General features: G+C 49.7%; 16 protein-coding genes. 10 read left to right on the top strand and 6 right to left on the bottom strand.

Translation table 11 applies throughout. The annotated features are described in order from the left end of the window. Positions 1 to 58 precede the first annotated feature (58 nt). The 4 genes from gloA to purM all read right to left on the bottom strand — a co-directional run bounded on the left by gloA (position 59) and on the right by purM (position 3,249). A complete protein-coding gene (gene gloA / locus GV64_RS17735) occupies positions 59 to 466 on the bottom strand; it encodes a lactoylglutathione lyase (RefSeq protein WP_201772499.1) in 408 nt (135 codons plus the stop codon). Between the two features lie 40 nt (positions 467 to 506). Next, positions 507 to 1,391: a DUF3108 domain-containing protein gene (locus tag GV64_RS17730; RefSeq protein ID WP_020584823.1), complete on the bottom strand. Its 885-nt coding sequence runs from the start codon at positions 1,389 to 1,391 to the stop codon at positions 507 to 509. Next, positions 1,388 to 2,050, bottom strand: a complete 663-nt coding sequence (gene purN / locus GV64_RS17725; protein ID WP_020584822.1) for a phosphoribosylglycinamide formyltransferase — start codon at positions 2,048 to 2,050, stop codon at positions 1,388 to 1,390. Before purN ends, GV64_RS17730 begins: the two co-directional genes overlap by 4 nt. 152 nt (positions 2,051 to 2,202) lie before the next feature. Beyond that, positions 2,203 to 3,249: a phosphoribosylformylglycinamidine cyclo-ligase gene (gene purM, locus GV64_RS17720; protein ID WP_020584821.1), complete on the bottom strand. Its 1,047-nt coding sequence runs from the start codon at positions 3,247 to 3,249 to the stop codon at positions 2,203 to 2,205. A gap of 358 nt (positions 3,250 to 3,607) precedes the next feature. Between purM and GV64_RS17715 the strand changes: the two genes are divergently transcribed. From GV64_RS17715 to GV64_RS17695, 5 genes are all read left to right on the top strand, one after another. After that, entirely contained in the window at positions 3,608 to 4,762 is a 1,155-nt protein-coding gene (locus GV64_RS17715; RefSeq protein WP_020584819.1) for a DUF2066 domain-containing protein, read from the top strand. Between the two features lie 171 nt (positions 4,763 to 4,933). Continuing rightward, the gene (locus GV64_RS17710; RefSeq protein WP_020584818.1) at positions 4,934 to 5,491 is read left to right on the top strand and encodes a CDP-alcohol phosphatidyltransferase family protein; all 558 of its coding nucleotides are present in this window, start codon (positions 4,934 to 4,936) and stop codon (positions 5,489 to 5,491) included. Between the two features lie 33 nt (positions 5,492 to 5,524). After that, complete coding sequence (locus GV64_RS17705; RefSeq protein WP_020584817.1) at positions 5,525 to 6,604, top strand: AI-2E family transporter; 1,080 nt, start codon at positions 5,525 to 5,527, stop codon at positions 6,602 to 6,604. A gap of 252 nt (positions 6,605 to 6,856) precedes the next feature. Next, positions 6,857 to 7,573, top strand: coding sequence for a DnaA regulatory inactivator Hda (gene hda, locus GV64_RS17700; protein ID WP_020584816.1), 717 nt, complete (start codon positions 6,857 to 6,859; stop codon positions 7,571 to 7,573). A gap of 51 nt (positions 7,574 to 7,624) precedes the next feature. After that, entirely contained in the window at positions 7,625 to 9,709 is a 2,085-nt protein-coding gene (locus GV64_RS17695) for an AsmA family protein (RefSeq protein ID WP_020584815.1), read from the top strand. A gap of 244 nt (positions 9,710 to 9,953) precedes the next feature. On the opposite strand, the gene GV64_RS17690 is transcribed toward GV64_RS17695, so the two are convergent. After that, positions 9,954 to 11,921: a TonB-dependent receptor domain-containing protein gene (locus tag GV64_RS17690; RefSeq protein ID WP_020584814.1), complete on the bottom strand. Its 1,968-nt coding sequence runs from the start codon at positions 11,919 to 11,921 to the stop codon at positions 9,954 to 9,956. A gap of 268 nt (positions 11,922 to 12,189) precedes the next feature. Between GV64_RS17690 and GV64_RS17685 the strand changes: the two genes are divergently transcribed. From GV64_RS17685 to GV64_RS17665, 5 genes are all read left to right on the top strand, one after another. Next, a complete protein-coding gene (locus tag GV64_RS17685; protein ID WP_020584813.1) occupies positions 12,190 to 13,140 on the top strand; it encodes a siderophore ABC transporter substrate-binding protein in 951 nt (316 codons plus the stop codon). 65 nt (positions 13,141 to 13,205) lie between these two features. After that, a complete protein-coding gene (locus tag GV64_RS17680; RefSeq protein ID WP_020584812.1) occupies positions 13,206 to 14,165 on the top strand; it encodes an ABC transporter permease in 960 nt (319 codons plus the stop codon). After that, the gene (locus tag GV64_RS17675; protein WP_020584811.1) at positions 14,158 to 15,123 is read left to right on the top strand and encodes an iron chelate uptake ABC transporter family permease subunit; all 966 of its coding nucleotides are present in this window, start codon (positions 14,158 to 14,160) and stop codon (positions 15,121 to 15,123) included. The genes GV64_RS17680 and GV64_RS17675 overlap by 8 nt, the downstream gene beginning before the upstream one ends. Before the next feature lie 10 nt (positions 15,124 to 15,133). Beyond that, positions 15,134 to 15,895 carry an iron ABC transporter ATP-binding protein gene (locus GV64_RS17670; RefSeq protein WP_020584810.1) on the top strand — a complete coding sequence of 254 codons (762 nt, stop codon included), beginning with the start codon at positions 15,134 to 15,136 and terminating at the stop codon, positions 15,893 to 15,895. A 12-nt stretch (positions 15,896 to 15,907) separates the two neighbouring features. Then, positions 15,908 to 16,690 (top strand): siderophore-interacting protein, encoded by a 783-nt coding sequence (locus GV64_RS17665; protein ID WP_020584809.1) that lies wholly within the window; start codon positions 15,908 to 15,910, stop codon positions 16,688 to 16,690. A gap of 16 nt (positions 16,691 to 16,706) precedes the next feature. On the opposite strand, the gene GV64_RS17660 is transcribed toward GV64_RS17665, so the two are convergent. After that, the gene (locus GV64_RS17660) at positions 16,707 to 17,075 is read right to left on the bottom strand and encodes a DUF2069 domain-containing protein (protein WP_020584808.1); all 369 of its coding nucleotides are present in this window, start codon (positions 17,073 to 17,075) and stop codon (positions 16,707 to 16,709) included. Positions 17,076 to 17,102 lie beyond the last annotated feature (27 nt).

Genomic DNA, 17,102 nt, shown 5'->3' with positions numbered 1-17,102 from the left:
ATAAGTTAGCTCCACAGAACTAATTTACCACTCTGCTCGATTAGAAAGAAAGTCAGGACTAGCCGTTAAGACCTTCAGAAGCGGCTTTGGATTGAATCAGTTCTATTTTGTAGCCATCCGGATCTTCTACAAACGCAATTTCAGTAGAACCACCGAGAACAGGGCCCGGCTCGCGAGTGATCTTTCCGCCAGCCTTGCGGATGGTGTCACAGGTGGCATAAATATCATCAGCACCCAGAGCGACATGACCAAAAGCGTTGCCAAGATCGTACTTTTCAGTGCCCCAGTTGTAGGTCAGTTCAATCACGGCCTGTTCAGACTCATCGGCATAGCCAACAAAAGCGAGGGTGTATTTATACTCTTTGTTATCGTGTTTTCTCAGCAGCTTCATACCGAGAATTTCAGTGTAAAACTGGATGGATCGATCAAGGTTACCGACACGCAGCATGGTGTGAAGAAATCGCACTTCAGGCTCCTTCAGGTTTTAGGTATAAGAAATCTATGGATCAGGGATGTTTAGGTCTTTCAGACAGTTTTGTCGTTTGTTTCTTTTTCAGTGGCTTGCCATCAATGGAAGCCTCTTTGATCTCAATGGTATAGGCCGTGCCTTTTTCTTCCTGCAGTAGCTTTACCAGAAAGTAGTCGTAGTTTTTGGCAAACCAGATCCAGGTGGCACGATTGTCGCTCTTGCGCTGAATTTTTACCCGGACGGTTTTCAGGTTGCCCAGGTCGGTTTTTAATGTCTCTTCGCCTTCGATGATGAATTTACGTTGATAGACTTCATCATCATCGGCAACGTCATAGCTCAGCTGTTTGCCATGGGCAGCAGTCAGATCCATACGCAATTTCAGCTGATAACTCAGGTTGTCCAGTGTTTCCGGTTTCAGGTCCATCGACCACTGTCTGTCCCCCTGTTGCCAGTTAACCTTATTGCTGGTCCAGTCAAAGGTGGCGTATTCCGTTGGTTTTTTCCCAAGACCGGTTCGTTGTTGAACGTACTGATTGGAGACCAGCTGTGCACCTTCACTGGCAAAATGGCTGGTTTCTTTCATGCCAAAAAAAGCTGCATCGGCACTGAACTCAAGCGTCCAGGTGCCGTCCGCATTTTTGGTCAGAGATCGTTCGCCAGAACCTCCAAAGGGTACACCTTTGATGGATGCCTTGTAGGTCGCCGAATAGGGCTTGAGCGTGAAAGCAGGGGCTTTCACCCGGTCGGGGCTTTGCCTCGGGTTTGTGCTGGTGGCGGCAAAACCCGTATTTCCCACGGCCAATAACGACATGGCCAGTACAGCGCTCAGAGAGCGCGCTCTGTATTGGCTGAGGTGAGTCGTCATTGAGTTTTTCATGTTCGCTTTGAGGCGATGAAAAAATGGTTGAACCTGATTAATCATGCCAGTTCCAGGGCGTTTTCCTGCAGTTGGTAGCCCAGTGGGTCAATGGGGTGATCATCCAGTACCGCTTTGTCACCTTTCAGCTGAAGTCTGCCAGAGGTAATCAGATGTACAGCCAGAGGATAAATCTGATGCTCCATGGCCTGAACACGCTGCTTCAGACTTTCTTCATTATCAGTGGGCTCGACATTAAGTGAAGCCTGAATGATATGGGCACCACTGTCCAGCTCGGGTGTTACAAAGTGGACGGTACAGCCATGCCGGGTCTTTTTATCGGCAAGTACTCGGCGATAGGTGCCAAGGCCTTTGTATTCAGGTAGCAGGGATGGATGAACATTGATCAGTCTGCCAGCGAATTTTTCTACAAACTCTGGGCTGAGAATTTTCATATAACCGGCCAGTACCACAAGGTCCGGCTCAAAGCGCTTAACCTCCTCAACCAAGCGCTGGTCAAAGGCGCCCCGGGAAGAAAATACCTTGTAGTCCAGGCCAAGGGCTGCAACTTTGTGCTGTCTTGCTCTTTCCAGCCCATAGGCTTCTGGCACGTTACTGATGACGCCAACAATTTGATAACTGTGGTTATGCTCTTGATCCAGAAGTGCCTGAAGGTTACTGCCGTTTCCTGATAGCAGAACGACAACTCGCTTTTTCTCGCTCACTGCTGTTTCCTGAATGGTTTTCGATGGTTTGTGTGTTCAGAGCCGAGCTGAACGGCCTCTGGGAGCCTGTCGGCTAAGTCCGACAGACTCCTGGGAAGCAGTCCTGATATTGGTCAGAAAGAAATCTTAAAAGTTCCGATCATTGGACGCTGTTATTGAAAGATTACAGGCTCAGCATCACTATCAGTTGCTTCGATGTGGCCAATAATGACACTTTCTTCCCCCAGCTCTGCCAGACGGTTAACAGCCTGCTCCTGATGGCTCTTGGGAACGCAAAGAACCATGCCAATACCGCAGTTAAACGTCCGGTACAGCTCAAAAGCGTCAATATTGCCTTTTTCCTGAAGGAAACGGAAGATCGCCGGAATTTCCCAGCTCTGTGTGTTAATCACAGCACGGCAACCCTGGGGAATAACTCTTGGCAGGTTCTCTGGCAGACCGCCACCGGTAATGTGTGCCATGGCATGAATAGGCAGCTCTTTTTGCAGTTGCAGCAGTGATTTTACGTAAATGCGGGTCGGGGCCATCAAATGTTCTGCAAGCGGCTTTCCTTCAAGTGAACCGTTGAGATCCACACCGGCAACTTCCAGTACTTTTCGAACCAGGGAGTAGCCATTGGAGTGAGGGCCACTGGATTTCAGCCCAATCAGAACATCGCCTGCTGATACTTTGCTGCCATCAATGATTTCTGACTTTTCTACTACGCCAACACAGAAGCCGGCAAGGTCGTAGTCATCACCCTGGTACATGCCAGGCATTTCAGCGGTTTCTCCACCAATGAGGGCGCAACCTGACTGTTCACAGCCCTTGCCAATGCCGGTGACAACCCGCTCAGCTACATCCACATTCAGTTTGCCTGTGGCATAGTAATCCAGAAAGAACAGGGGCTCTGCTCCACAGACCAGCAGGTCGTTGACGCACATAGCGACCAGATCGATACCAATGTCGTCATGCATGCCAAGATCCATGGCCAGCTTTAGTTTGGTGCCCACACCGTCAGTGCCGGAAACCAGGACCGGCTCCCGATAGCCTGATGGCAGTTGGCAGAGTGCTCCAAAACCTCCCAGTCCACCCATCACCTCCGGGCGTGAAGTGGCTTTTGCAACCTGTTTAATTCGCTCGACCAGAGCGTTTCCAGCGTCGATGTCGACACCTGCATCCTTGTAACTCAGGGAGGTTCTGGAATCCGATTTGTTCATTGATATGAATCCGCTTGTTGCCAGAGCTTGCTACCACCGGGGATAACCGGTAGCGGTTTTCTTTTGCCAGGAATGAGCCTGACCCAAGGCTGCGTCCAGCCAGAAGCCATTTCCAATCCAGGGCTGTTTGGGTGGATGAAGGCGGCTATTCTAGGAGGGTGCGGGGTTTATCGCAATGTTGTTACTGATTTGTCGCACTTTTCAGACATCTTAATGGGGAAATCTGTCCTCTCCTTGTGGTAGGTCAATACTGGTCACAAAGCATAGAGGAGGGCGGGGTGCCGTGTAAAAACAGTATTTTTCTTGTAAGTTGTGGCAGAATTACAGTCATTTGATTTTTATGAACAGGGTTTTTTAGATGCCTGTGGCTATGCAATGCAAAGCTTTCTATCAAGAGCTAACGAGTCAATTGACCCGTTCTTTAATGCTGGGAGTGCGCTCAGGTGGTCGGATTGCCTGCCTGACGTTAAGCTTTCTGGTGCTGGCTTCTCTGCCAGGCCCAACAGAAGCCGCCATGGTGAAGGGGTTATACAGTCAGGAGGTGCCGGTAACGGGGCAGGGTTATAAAGAGCGTGCTGATGCGATGAGCCGTGCGCTGGCAGGGGTGCTGGTCAAGGTGGCTGGTCAGCGTGAGGTGCTGTCGAACAGTGTTATTCAGAGTGCCATGTCCAAACCTGAAACGTATATTCGCAGGTTTGGCTTTCGTATAGATGATACTTCGCTGAATCGTCAGCAGGTTTTTCAGGCCACCTTTGATGAAAAGGCGGTAAATCGTTTGCTGCGTAGTGCAAATGTGGCGATTTGGGGGCAGAGTCGACCTTCTACACTGGTGTGGCTTGCTATAGAGAATGGTGGAAGACGTTCAATTATTAATGCCTCTGAAGCCTTTCCTGATATTTTTGCTGAGAGCTTTCAAGAGCGTGGTCTACCCGTACTCTTTCCATTGATGGATTTTGAGGATTCGGCTGCGATTTCTGCTGTTGATGTGTGGGGAGGATTCAGTGGAAAGATTCAGGAAGCATCTCGCCGCTATGGCTCTGAGTCTATTCTGGCTGGGCGTTTGTCTCGTTCTCTGTCACAAGACAATGAACTATTTTATGGTCGACTGAGTCTGATATTTCGTGGTGTTAGTCAGTCTGTTGCAGTGGATGGCCTGGATGCGGTTGGCGTTACCCAGCTTGCAGCAGATCTCGTAGGTTCGACGCTATCCCGGCACTATGGCATTGATGCATCCGATGCCAGTGGTAAGACACTGCTGATGGTTGAAAATGTTTCCAGTCTTGAAGACTATGCAGCGTTACATAAGTATCTTGGGAGAATGACGGCTATCCGTGGCGTTTCTGTACACAAGGTTAATGGCTCTACTGTAGAGCTTGAGCTGACTATTGATGGCTCAGAGAGGCAACTTGCAGATTCTCTCGCTTTGGGACGTAATCTTCGAGCCGTGTCTTCAGGTATGCAGGGTGTTAGTGATACGGGCTCATCAGTAATGGTGTACCGCTGGTCTCGATGAAGGGACGGGTGTGTTGAACTAAAGTAGCCAGTACTTTCGAGTATCTGGCTCTGATAAATTTTGTGATGAAAAGCATGTTTCAGCACGGAATACTGAAAATATCAAAAGAATAACAAGAACCTTCATTGATATCGGGTCTCTTTAAGTAAGAACTGAATACTGAGTATCGTGGTGAAATTGAAATATTTACCCAATATACTGACCTTACTTCGTCTGCTATTGGCTGGTCCGGTCTCCTTTGCGATTCTGTCAGAAAAACCCGTGTGGACTCTTTCCCTGTTTCTTTTTGCTGCGTTATCGGATGCCCTTGATGGTTTTATTGCCCGACACTATGGCTGGCAGAGCCGACTGGGCGCTATGCTGGACCCTATGGCGGATAAAGTCTTGCTGGTGTCAGCATTTTTATCGTTAACCTTGATTAAGGTGATTCCTGTCTGGCTGACGCTGTTGGTGATTGGTCGTGATATCCTGATTATTTCTGGTTCATTCATTTATCGTTGGGTTGTAGGTACTATCCAGTTCAAACCAAGTGTGCTGGGTAAATTGTGTACTTTATTCCAGCTCAGTCTGATAATGACGGCCCTGATTTCAGTTGCTTTGAACTATACAAAGCCTGTGATGATACTTCAGCCTGTGGTAGCGCTGTTTACCATTGGTAGCGGTTTACAGTATGTTGTTGAATGGGGAAGGAAAGGGCTACGCCGGGCTCGCAAATGTAATCGTGATTAATCACGACGGCGTTTCTACACAAGGACATTAACGATGAACCTTACTCTTCATCAGCGCTATATGACCGCAGTGGTTGCGCTGGTTCTTTTTCTGGTCGTTCATTTTCTTGGGCCGGTACTGACGCCTTTCGTTGTCAGTATGGTACTGGCGTATTTGGGCGACCCTCTGGCTGACTGGCTGGAATCCAAAGGTCTGTCCAGAACCCTATCGGTGGTCTGCGTCTTTTTGTTGATTTTTGGCGTAATAATTACAGCATTACTGGTTGTAATTCCAACGTTGGCACACCAGGTGAAGACAGTGATTCATTTGTTACCCGTATGGGAAGCCTGGATTGAGACCAATGTGCTCCCCTATATTCAGAAATACATTGAGATTGATGCTTCTCTTTTCGACTTTGGTGAAATCTCCAAAAGGCTGGCCGGTCAGTGGCAGAAGGCTGGTGGGCTTCTGGCCAGTTTTGGTATTTCAGTGTCCAGGTCATCCATTGCCCTGATTGGCTTTGTGGCTAACCTTTTTCTTATTCCTGTTGTGACTTTTTACCTGCTGCGAGATTGGGACAAGATGGTTGGCAACCTGAAAATGATGCTGCCCAGAAACGTCGAGCCTGTGGCTGTGGCGCTGGTGAATGAGTGTGATGAAGTACTGGGTGCATTTCTCAAAGGGCAGCTGATGGTCATGCTGGCACTTGGGGTGATATACAGCCTTGGCTTGACCATGATTGGGCTACAATTTGCCATTCTGATCGGTATGCTCGCTGGGTTGGCCAGCATCATCCCCTATATGGGATTTGTCCTGGGGTTTGCTGCCGCTATTGTTGTCGCATTTTTCCAGTTCGATGGCTATATGGGCATGTCTCTTGTTGTTGTTGTTTTTATGGTGGGGCAGGCATTGGAGGGCTGGGTTCTGACGCCTTTGCTGGTGGGTGATAAGATTGGTCTGCACCCCGTTGCCGTTATTTTTGCCTTGATGGCCGGTGGCCAGCTGTTTGGTTTTGTCGGAATGCTGATAGCCCTGCCCATGGCCGCAATTATTATGGTACTCTTGCGCCATCTGCATAGAAACTATAAGGCCAGTGACCTTTATCATGCTGGAGCAGCCGAAGAAAAAGACTGATACACTTTTGCTGTCACACGCTTTTTCTTTCAAAAATCAGCCCAGATATGATACAAGCGGTTGCATAATACGGTGAAAGGGGATTTATTAACCGGTCTATTGATGTCGATCAATGCCGGTTGATAATTGAACGGTTTTATTGTGCTCCTGTCTTTTGTAACTTTGCAGTTTCTGTTGTCATCATCTGAAACTGTTACAGCGACAGTGAAGAAGTGATCAGAAAAGAGAACTCACACTACCTTTACGGATTTGATGTCCATTATGAGTTTGCCTGTGCAGCTACCGCTCAGTGTCCAGTTAAGAGACGATGCCACGTTTGCCAACTTTTACAGTGGGCGAAATGAAACGCTGGTCAATCTTTTGGATATGGATAGATCGGTTCCTGGCATTGAATCCGAACAGTTTATTTTCCTCTATGGTCCCAAAGGGGTTGGTTGCAGCCATCTGCTTCAGGCGGCCTGTCATCAGGTGGACCGCCGCAGTGGCAGAAGCATTTATCTGCCCATGAAAGAACTGGTTCACTACTCCCCAAAGCTTCTGGAGGGTATTGAGCGTCTTCAGCTGGTTTGTCTGGATGATATTGGCGAAGTTGCCGGCATCGATGAATGGGAAGAGGCGTTGTTTGATCTCTTTAACCGTCTCAGGGACTCCAAAACCCGTTTTCTGGTGGCGGCTGACAATCCTCCCAGGGCGTTGGGTATTCAACTTCAGGATCTGGTTTCCCGTCTGGGCTGGGGCATGGTCTTTCAGGTTCACCCTCTGGACGATCGGGATAAAGTCTCGGCGCTCAAGCTTCGGGCTCATTACCGGGGCTTTGATCTGAGCGATGAAGTAGCCCGTTTCATCATTCATCGTGGCTCCCGGGATATGGGCAACCTGTTTACCCTCTTGCAGAAGCTTGACAGTGCTTCTCTGCGTGCCAAGCGCAAGCTCACCATTCCCTTTGTTAAGGAAGTCATGAGATGGTGAATACAGACCCATCTTTGCTGACCGTACTTCTCCATTCTTGAAGAGTTGACCATGCCGACCAAAAGGAGACTGCTGCTTAACCCTGTCGCTTTGGTGTCGTACCTGCTGATTGGGGGGCTCTTTCTGGTCGGGTGGCTCTGGTTTTCCCAGGTTTCTGATCGGGTACTGACCCGCTTAAACCAGCAGACCGGGCAACTCTTTATCGATAAAGACATCGCTTTTGATCCATGGCAGCGAACACTCTCGGTTAATGATGTTGAGTTCGAGGCGCAGGGCATTCAGCTCAGAGCAGAGCGGTTGAGTTTTGTTTTGAATTATCGCCACTGGTGGGGGCCTTGGTTGGGTGAAAACATCGAATCACTCAGTGCGATCGAACTTGACAGTGCCAATATCGCCATTGACCCGAACCTTACCGTGTATGCCCTGCCAAACTGGTTCCAAGTGCTGTCCGTCAACAGCGGCCGTCTTTCAGTCACTGGAATAGTGCATTCCCTTGGCTTTGATCAACTGACCCTCACAAAAGAAGATGGCAACAGACTCAAGATTCAGTTGGATAGCCATAATGCTGAAAACTGGAATTTCGCTGGCTCTTATCAGGTGAGTGAGGGTTTACTGAGCGGTGAGCTGCAGCTGGCCGATCTGTCGTTGTCGACGCTGGCGAAGGCCGTTCCCCTTAACGTATTGCCAGCGCTTGATAATGAGCTTCTCTCCAATGACCGTCTTTCAGGGACAATGAGTGCTGCATTATCACTGTCCTGGGATAAGCGAGACGGCTTGATCTTGAAGGGCAATGCAGAAGGGCAGAGTGGGCAGCTACTCTTGTCTGGAAAGTTGTCGGGAAGGTTGTCTGGAATGTCTGCCGAATGGCAGCAGTGGCAACTGAACAATGCTCTGTTTGTTGCCAATGATCCTGGGCAGTCTACCGCTGAACTGTCTGTTTCAGGGCTTGACCTGAGAGTGCCCGAAACAGTGACAGGAGAGGTGCTTCGCTTCCCAGTTCAGTTACAGCAAACCTTACCTGCTGTTGTTACTTCACTTTCAATTAACGACAGTCGTCTTGAACTAGAACGTGGCCATTCTCCCTGGATATTTGAAAACGTAAATGGAAGTTTGGTTGCAATGCCTGCTTCGAAGAAGGGTAAGGAAAAAGCTATCTGGAAGTATCAGGCGAATGCAGCACTGGCCAATGTTGGGAATGTTCAGTTGAGTGGGCGATTATCCAACTCAGATAATGATTTTACTTTCCAGCTTAACAAAGCCCGTCTGGCAGGGCCTTTAAAACAATACTCGGTCTTTGCCGGCTATACTATGCAGGGCACCCGGTTTGATCTGAGCTACAGCAGCCAGAAACATGCAGGTCAGGTTGATATTTCTCACTGGCAGAGCAAAAAGGTATCAACCGGCTCACCGGTTTCATCCATCAACTTATTAAAAGCCCTGATAACGGATGCATCGGGTAAAGCCGTTATCCCTTTTTCCATTAAGCCCGGTAAATCGGATACGCCATTACCTAAGCGTATCTATCTGGCGGTTGGACAGCGTGTTATGACCATTGCCAGTGAACCCTTCGACTACCTTTCCCATTCTACAGGTCATGTACTTAAACCTGAGCTTCATCATGAAGCTGGAAAAGCGACATTGACGGAGTTGTCACTCACAAACCTGCAACACCTGAAAAAGGTTCTGGCTCAACGGCCCGAATTAACCCTATTGGTTGATGTGAATGTCTCTGAATCTCAGGACGGACCAGAACTTTCTCGTCATGAACTGGAAGAGGCGTTGCAGGAGTTATACTCCGCAACAAGTTCAGCGGAACCTTCTGATGCCGCTTCCATTCCGCCCAAAGTACGGGCAACGTTAATGGAGCAGATGTATTTGGCGACACGGCAGCACCAGAAGATTCCTGAAGTGGGTGCACAGTCACCAGAACAACGCGTCCAAAAGGCCGAACAGTGGTTGCTGAAAAATTGGCCAAAGGCGCCTGATCAAATAGGAAAATTACAAAAGGCTCGGTTCGACTACCTGAAAAAAGAGATGGACAGGATTGGCATCGATTCCGGGCGTGTTGAGTTGACGTTATCCTCGAGCTCAGAGCAAAAAGAGAATGAACCCTACTCATTAATAACGCTTCACTGATGCGCAGTATGGAGAGACAGCGAGGTTTCAGCAGAGGAGCTCTCCGCTGAAACCATATTTATACCAATTGCACTTTCTAACACCCTATTGCGCTATTGGCCTGAAGCGTTTTCCTGCGTTGAAGCTCCTCGCCATAGCTACGGCTATGACTCGTCACTTCGCCTTTATGCCCTTCAGGGTATTGCCTTACACTCCCGTCCATCATGCTCATAACGGGTTTAGAAAGTTTAATTGGTATTATATCTCAGAATTTAGCGGTGAAGCCTGCATACCAGGTTCTTGGGTCTTCGCTGTAGCCCAGGACTTCGGCGCTGTGGGGAAGGCTCTTATCCGTCAGGTTGGTGATACCGGCACGGAGTGTCAGCGATTCCGTCATCTGGTAATTGGCGCCCAGGTCAGCAGTCCAGTATCCGTTCAGATCCACCGTGCTGCTCAGTGACTGGTCACCGGTGTAGCCTGCACGGATAAAGGTGGTCAGTTTCTCCATGGACTGCCAGTTCAGTTTCGCATTGGCATTGTGGCGTGGTCGATTGTTCAGGTCTTCGCCAGTGGTTTCATCCTTGGCATCGGTGTAAGTGAAGTTACCGTTCAGGGAGAGGGCACGGGTAAGGGCAATCCGACCTGATAACTCAAGGCCTCTGATCTTGGCTTTTGCTGTGTTTTTGTAGGTGTAGACGTCACGTCCATCCTCCTGGCCAAGCAGTTTATCGAAATCACGCTCAATCAGGTTTTTAACGTCATTCTGGAACAGCGCGGCTTCCATTTCCCAGGTGTCCTGTCGGTAATTGGATGCTAGCTCATAACTGGTACTGGTTTCAGGTTTCAGGTTCGGGTTGCCTTTGATCCAGCAGCCTCCCTTACAGCTGCTCAGGCGGTATTCTTCGCTTAATTGCCGCAGGGAAGGAGCCTTGAATGCCTTGCCAGCCCCACCCTTGATGATCAGGTTCTCAGTGACCTTATGAACCAGATAGGCGCGCGGGCTGTATTCTGATCCGAAGTTTTCATGGTGGTCGAGTCGGGTGCCATAGGTAAGTGTCCAGGTCTTGGCCAGTTGCCACTCATCCTGTACAAACAGCGCTTTCTCGGTGACATCAGCCTTACCGGTTTCCAGAAAGTCACGGGGGTTATCCAGCTCGTTTTTACTGATCTCGCCGCCAAACGTCAGACGGTGGTTTCCTATGTCTGTGGATCCTGAACCATCAATGGTATCCGTCGTTTCAGTGGCATATTCCCGTTGGTTTTCCGTGAAATTCTGTTCTCCGATCTTAACTTCTTCCCGATAGTAGCGCAGTTGTGTTTCTCCCCAGTGCCAGTCGCCACTGTGGGTCAGTGCCGCACTGTTACGCTTTACTTTCTGGTCAGTTGGCGTCAGCCCCTTGGAAGACTCAATATTACCCTCACGTTTATCATTGCTATAGGCAATATCCAGATCCAATGCCTGGTTCTCATTAATAAACCAGTTCAGGGCACCGGTCAGATTCAGGGTGTCCCGTTCTTCCAGCGCCGTGACGATGGAGCGATCGTAACTGAAGCCAGTACTGTCGCTGTACGGTTGCCATTTATCCCGGTCGCTTTTATTGATCGAGAGGTTGAGATACAGCTGGTCTTCTATCAGGGCACCGCCGGTATTGAGGCCGAGAATGGTTTCTTCACCTCCATTACCGTCCCCTGGCGTTGAGAAGTCGCCGCTCAGTGTACTGCGCCATTCATTATCAGGCTGTTTGGTGATGATATTCACCACGCCACCCAGGGCTTCTGAACCATAGAGAGCGGACATGGGGCCACGGATAATCTCGATCCGTTCAATACTGTCCTGAGGAATGGCTGACAGGTCAAAGTCATTACCCCGGACAACAGCATTGGAGGAACTCATTTTCCGGCCATTGACCATAATCAGGGTGTAGTCACTGCTCATGCCCCGGATGCTGATGGTTTCCCGGCCAGCCCGGCCGCCTTCTTTTCGGCTTTCGACCCCCACCGACTGTTTGACGATATCGTTCAGAGCCAGGGTTGGCTGGGACTGAATCTCTTCACTGGTAATCACCGACATGGAGGCCGGGGCATCAGCCAGGCTGTTTTCAGTTTTGGTGGCCGTGACCACCACCTGATCGAATACCAGTGGTGAGCCATAGTGACTGTTTTCTGCCATCACTGGCATAGCCGCTACCATGGCTGAAAACAAGAGACTGTGCCGCCCCATAAACCGCTGCATAGAATACTTCCTGATGATAAGGTGAGTGCCTGAAACAAAGGCGAATGAAAGTTATTCTCATTTGCATTTAAAGTCAACGCATTGAAAATATTTGAAAAAATGGAAAGGCGCTTTATCGGGTCATTGATGACACTGGTCAAAGAAAGTGCTGCCCACTATTGCCAGGCGGTTAAATTTCACATTTAATGCGAATCGTTTTCAGTAAGATTAAGTTTTAAGCTTGTCTTGTCATCAAAACCAGCGGTTTTATGCGGAGTCACCGATCATCATGACGTCAATTCTGGGATTGATAAAAAAGACAGTTGCCGTTTTTATGGCCGGCATGTTCATGTTTTCAATGGTACTGCCAGCCCAGGCCAACGCTCTGGAAGTCAATCATTATAAGGGAACGGTGACTCTTGATGGCACGCCAAAGCGGGTGGTGGTACTTGGATTGAGCAGCCTGGATATTCTGGACAATCTGGGCATTCAGCCGGTTGGTACGCCTCAGGGGCTTTTGCCGGATTATCTGAAAAAATACGAGAACAGCAGCACCAATGTGGGCTCCCTGAAGGAACCGGATTACGAAACCATCTACACCCTGAAGCCGGATATCATTATTGCTGAAACCCGTATGCTGCGTCTGTACGATGACCTCAGCAAAATCGCCCCCACCGTCATGCTCTACCCGATGGATGGGCATTACTGGGAGGACACTCAGAAAAACTGGCGTATGCTGGGTAAACTGTTTAATCGTGAAGAGCAGGTTGAAACTCTGATTCAGAAGACCGGCAGCGAGCTTGAAACGCTGCACAGTCAGGTTCAGGCGGCCCGGCTGAATGCCATGATGGTCATGAATAATGGCGGCAATATCGCCATGTACGATAAAGACAGCCGATTTTCGCTGGTGTTTCACGAGTTTGGCTTTGCTGAAGCCTTCCCCAGTGAAGAAGAGACCAAAGGCCTGAAAGCCACCAAAGGCGCCCATGGCAATCTGGTTTCTTTTGAGTACATCGCTGCCACAGCGCCTGATGTCATGTTTGTACTGGATCGCGATCAGGCCATCGGCAATGCCAATGGCAATGCCAGGACTGCATTCAATAACCCGCTGGTGAATGCGACCCCGGCAGCAAAGAACCATAAAATTGTCTTCGTAAATCCTGGTGCCTGGTACATCACCAGCGGAGGCGTTACCGGGACTGCCAATATCATTGCTGATATCCGGAAGGCTTTGAACTAACGCCTGGCGTGCCATAGGGCGCGCTTTTCCAAACATTAATCACTGTTTTTGAACTACGCATCGATATGTTCCTCTATAAACGACTACTGGCCGGGCTGATTCTGCTGTTGATCGCAGCGGCCTCACTGTTTATCGGGGTGGCAGATATCTCCCTGGCCAGCCTGCTCAGTGGCGATCAGCAGACCTGGTCGATCACGCTGGTCAGTCGTATTCCCAGATTGTTGGCTATTGTTCTGGCTGGGGCTGGCCTCAGTGTTGCTGGCCTGATTATGCAGCAGGTCACCCAGAACCGTTTTGCCTCACCGTCAACCGTCGGCACCATCGACTGTGCTCTGCTGGGCTACGTGATTGGACTGGTGTTGTTCAGCGATGCATCCCAATGGACATTGCTGGGCGTAATCTTCGCCTTTGCCGTTTCCGGTACCATGATATTTGTTAAGTTCCTGCAGCGGCTGAAGTTCAAAAACGCGGTGCTGGTGCCATTGATTGGCATTATGTACGGGAATGTGGTGTCGGCACTGACGACATTTTTCGCCTATCGATTCGATCTGACCCAGTCCATGTCTTCCTGGACGACGGCCAATTTTGCCAGTGTACTGCAGGGCAGTTACGAGGTGCTTTATCTTGCCATTCCGGTCTGTGTGCTGGCCTACCTCTACGCGAGCCAGTTCAGTGCTGCCAGTATCGGCGAGAGCTTTGCCAGAAATATTGGCCTCGATTTTGAAAAAATTGTTCTGATTGGTGTGGCGCTGGTGGCGGTCAGCTCTGCCTCCGTGGTAATGATTGTCGGTGTTATCCCTTTTCTTGGTTTGATCGTCCCCAATATGGTATCGCTGTTTATGGGGGACAATATGAAGAAAATCCTGCCCTGGACTGCCTATTGGGGCACGGTGCTCGTGCTGGTCTGCGATATCCTCGGGCGACTGGTGATTTTCCCCTATGAGATGCCCGTTTCCCTGATTATCAGCATTTTTGGAGGTGGCGTATTTATCTATCTGGTGCTGAGGGATAAGGCCAATGCGTGATTCAGCCAAACGTGATGCAGTCAAAATAACGTTGCTGGCCCTGGGTTGTTTAGTCGTGATTGCCTGGTTTATCGGACAGGGGCTGACTGTCGACAATTATCAGTTTTTTCTCTCCCTGCGTTTTCCCAAAGTGCTGGCGATTATCCTGGCAGCCATCGCGATTGCTTCATCCTCCCTGGTGTTCCAGACCATCACCAATAACCGTATCCTGACTCCATCGATTCTTGGTTTTGATAACCTCTATGTGCTGATTCAGGTGCTGTTTGTCGTAGTGCTGGGCAGTGCTCACGCCTGGATCACCAGCCCGATGGTTAATTTTATCCTGTCCTGTTCCGTGATGATCGGCTTCTCGCTGCTGCTGTTCTATTTTTATTTTAAACGTCTGGGGCGGAATATTTTTACCCTGATTCTGATCGGCATCATCTGTAGCAGTTTATTCAGCAGCGTGACTGATTTTCTGACCATGTTGATTGACCCCAATGAATTCACCAATGTTCAGGATGCCATGTTCGCGAGTTTTAATAATATCAATGAGGAACTGGTTTACCTGAGCACCTTGCCGCTAGCCCTGTGTCTTGCCGGGTTTATGTTTTACTCCCGCCAGCTGGATGTGCTGTGGCTGGGCACTGATAACGCCACCAGTCTTGGCGTCGACCCGATCCGTATTACCCGGTGGATTATGGTGCTGGTCACTGTCATGGTTTCCATTGCTACGGCGCTGGTAGGACCGTTATTGTTTCTGGGGCTGATCGTGGTCAGCCTGACCCGTGAACTGTTTAGCAGCTACCGGCACCGCACCTTGATTCTGGCCAGCAGTTTGCTGGCGGTGTTGTTACTGATTACTGGTCAGTGGTTTGTGGAAAATGTGCTGACATTCCAGACCACCATCAGTGTGTTAATCAACCTGGTGGGTGGTTCTTACTTTCTTTTTCTGCTGATGCGCAACCGAATCAATTAAGGGTAACGGCGTGATCAAGTTAACCGGATTATCCAAACAATACGGTAAAACCTTTGTGGTCAGGGATGCCAGTGCACTCTTTCCGAAAGGGGAAGTCACCTCGGTGATTGGGCCTAACGGGGCGGGCAAGAGCACATTGCTGTCCATGGCCAGCCGATTGACCGGCAGTGATGCGGGTGAGGTTCTGATCGGTGACAAACTGCTGGCTCAGTGGGATACCCGTGAGCTGGCCCGACACCTGGCCGTGTTGCGGCAGTCCAACAGCATAAATATGCGTTTTACCATACGGGAGTTAGTGTCGTTTGGTCGCTTCCCCCACACTCAGGGGCGGTTGAACGATAATGACCATGAAATCATTGATAATGCTCTGGAACACTTGGGCATTACTGATTTTCAGCATCGTTATCTCGATGAACTCAGTGGTGGTCAGCGACAAATGGCGTTTATTGCCATGGTGGTTGCCCAGGACACTGATTACGTGTTCCTTGATGAGCCGCTGAATAATCTCGACATCAAGCACTCGGTTGAGATTATGCACACCCTGCGGGATCTGGCCCATAAGCTGAATAAGGCCGTGGTGATCGTTATCCACGACATCAATTTTGCCTCCTGCTACTCGGACCGAATCGTTGCCATGAAACAGGGAGAGGTCGTCAAGGAGGGCACCGTGGCAGAAGTGGTCTGCAAAGAGGTGATGGAGTCCATCTACGAAATCCCTTTTGAGATTCAGGAAATTGGCAATCAGCGGATCTGTCTCTATTACAACAGTTAACAAGGATATCTAATGGCAAAGCGTCAACTGCGTCAGCTCACCGTAAAAAGTACGACCCGACTGACCACCAACATGCAGAGAGTGGTGCTCTCTGCCCCTTCATTGACCGACTTTCCGGTTGACTGCGCTAGCGGCTATATCAAACTGCTGTTTATGCCCGATGGTGCACCGCTCGCTGATATTGCCAGCCTGGAGAGGCTGAATGGCAATAAGCCCGTGATGCGCACTTACACTATCCGCGCCTTCAATGCTGAGCATCTGGAGATGACCGTGGATTTTGTCCTGCACGGTGATGATGGTCACTCCGGACCGGCATCTGGCTGGGCCAAACATTGCCAGCCCGGTGACACCATCTGCATTGCAGGCCCTGGGGATATCAAGCTGATCAACCCGGATGCTGAGTGGTTCTTTATCGCCGGTGATATGACTGCACTGCCTGCCATCAGCTGCAATCTTGAGCAGTTACCCGCCGACGTCACAGGCGTCGCAATTATTGAAGTGTTGGACGATAGTGATCAGCAGCAGTTGGTGGCGCCGGAGGGCATGGAGATTATCTGGGTCATCGGCCGTGATCATTTCCTGTCTGCCGTTCGTGATCAGCCCTGGCCAGAGGGCAGTGTGTCTGCCTGGTGCGCCTGTGAATTTTCTGCCATGCGTGAAATTCGCCAGTTGTTGAAAGTGGAGCGTGCAGTTCCCCGGGAAAAGCTTTATATCAGCAGTTACTGGAAACAGGGAATTTCGGAAGAAGAACACAAGATTATTAAAGGCCAGGACGCAGAAAAAGAAGGTGCCTGACCATGGATTAACAGTATCAACTCTCCGCTAAACGGGCTCTATTGGCCTGAGCCTGCCAGCGGATAAACACCATGGAACCGATAAATAACAGGACACTGAATCCGGTGATCAGCCAGCCCTGAGGTTGTTCCGGTCGGAACCAGGCATCAAGAACGCCACTGATAAAATAAAAACAGAGGATAAAACAGAGCCAGGATGCAGCTTTCAGACCACGTTTCAGAAGGCCGGGAAGAGGTAGCAGTAAGGGCAGTAACTGCAGGGCGGATATACCCAGGATGGAACCCTGTGGAGGGTTCAACCACCAGGTCTCTGCCAGCAGAGAGAGAATCAGACCTGCATAGAGTGCAAGGCAGACTTGATAGATCCGGTTAGCTTTTTGCTGCATTGTTATTTATGTTCATCTCTTGTTAGG

This window comes from Endozoicomonas elysicola, assembly GCF_000710775.1.
GTDB classification, from domain to species: domain Bacteria; phylum Pseudomonadota; class Gammaproteobacteria; order Pseudomonadales; family Endozoicomonadaceae; genus Endozoicomonas; species Endozoicomonas elysicola.
The sequence above is the reverse complement of the archived record's forward strand: the minus strand, read 5'-3'. Positions and strand labels throughout refer to the sequence as shown.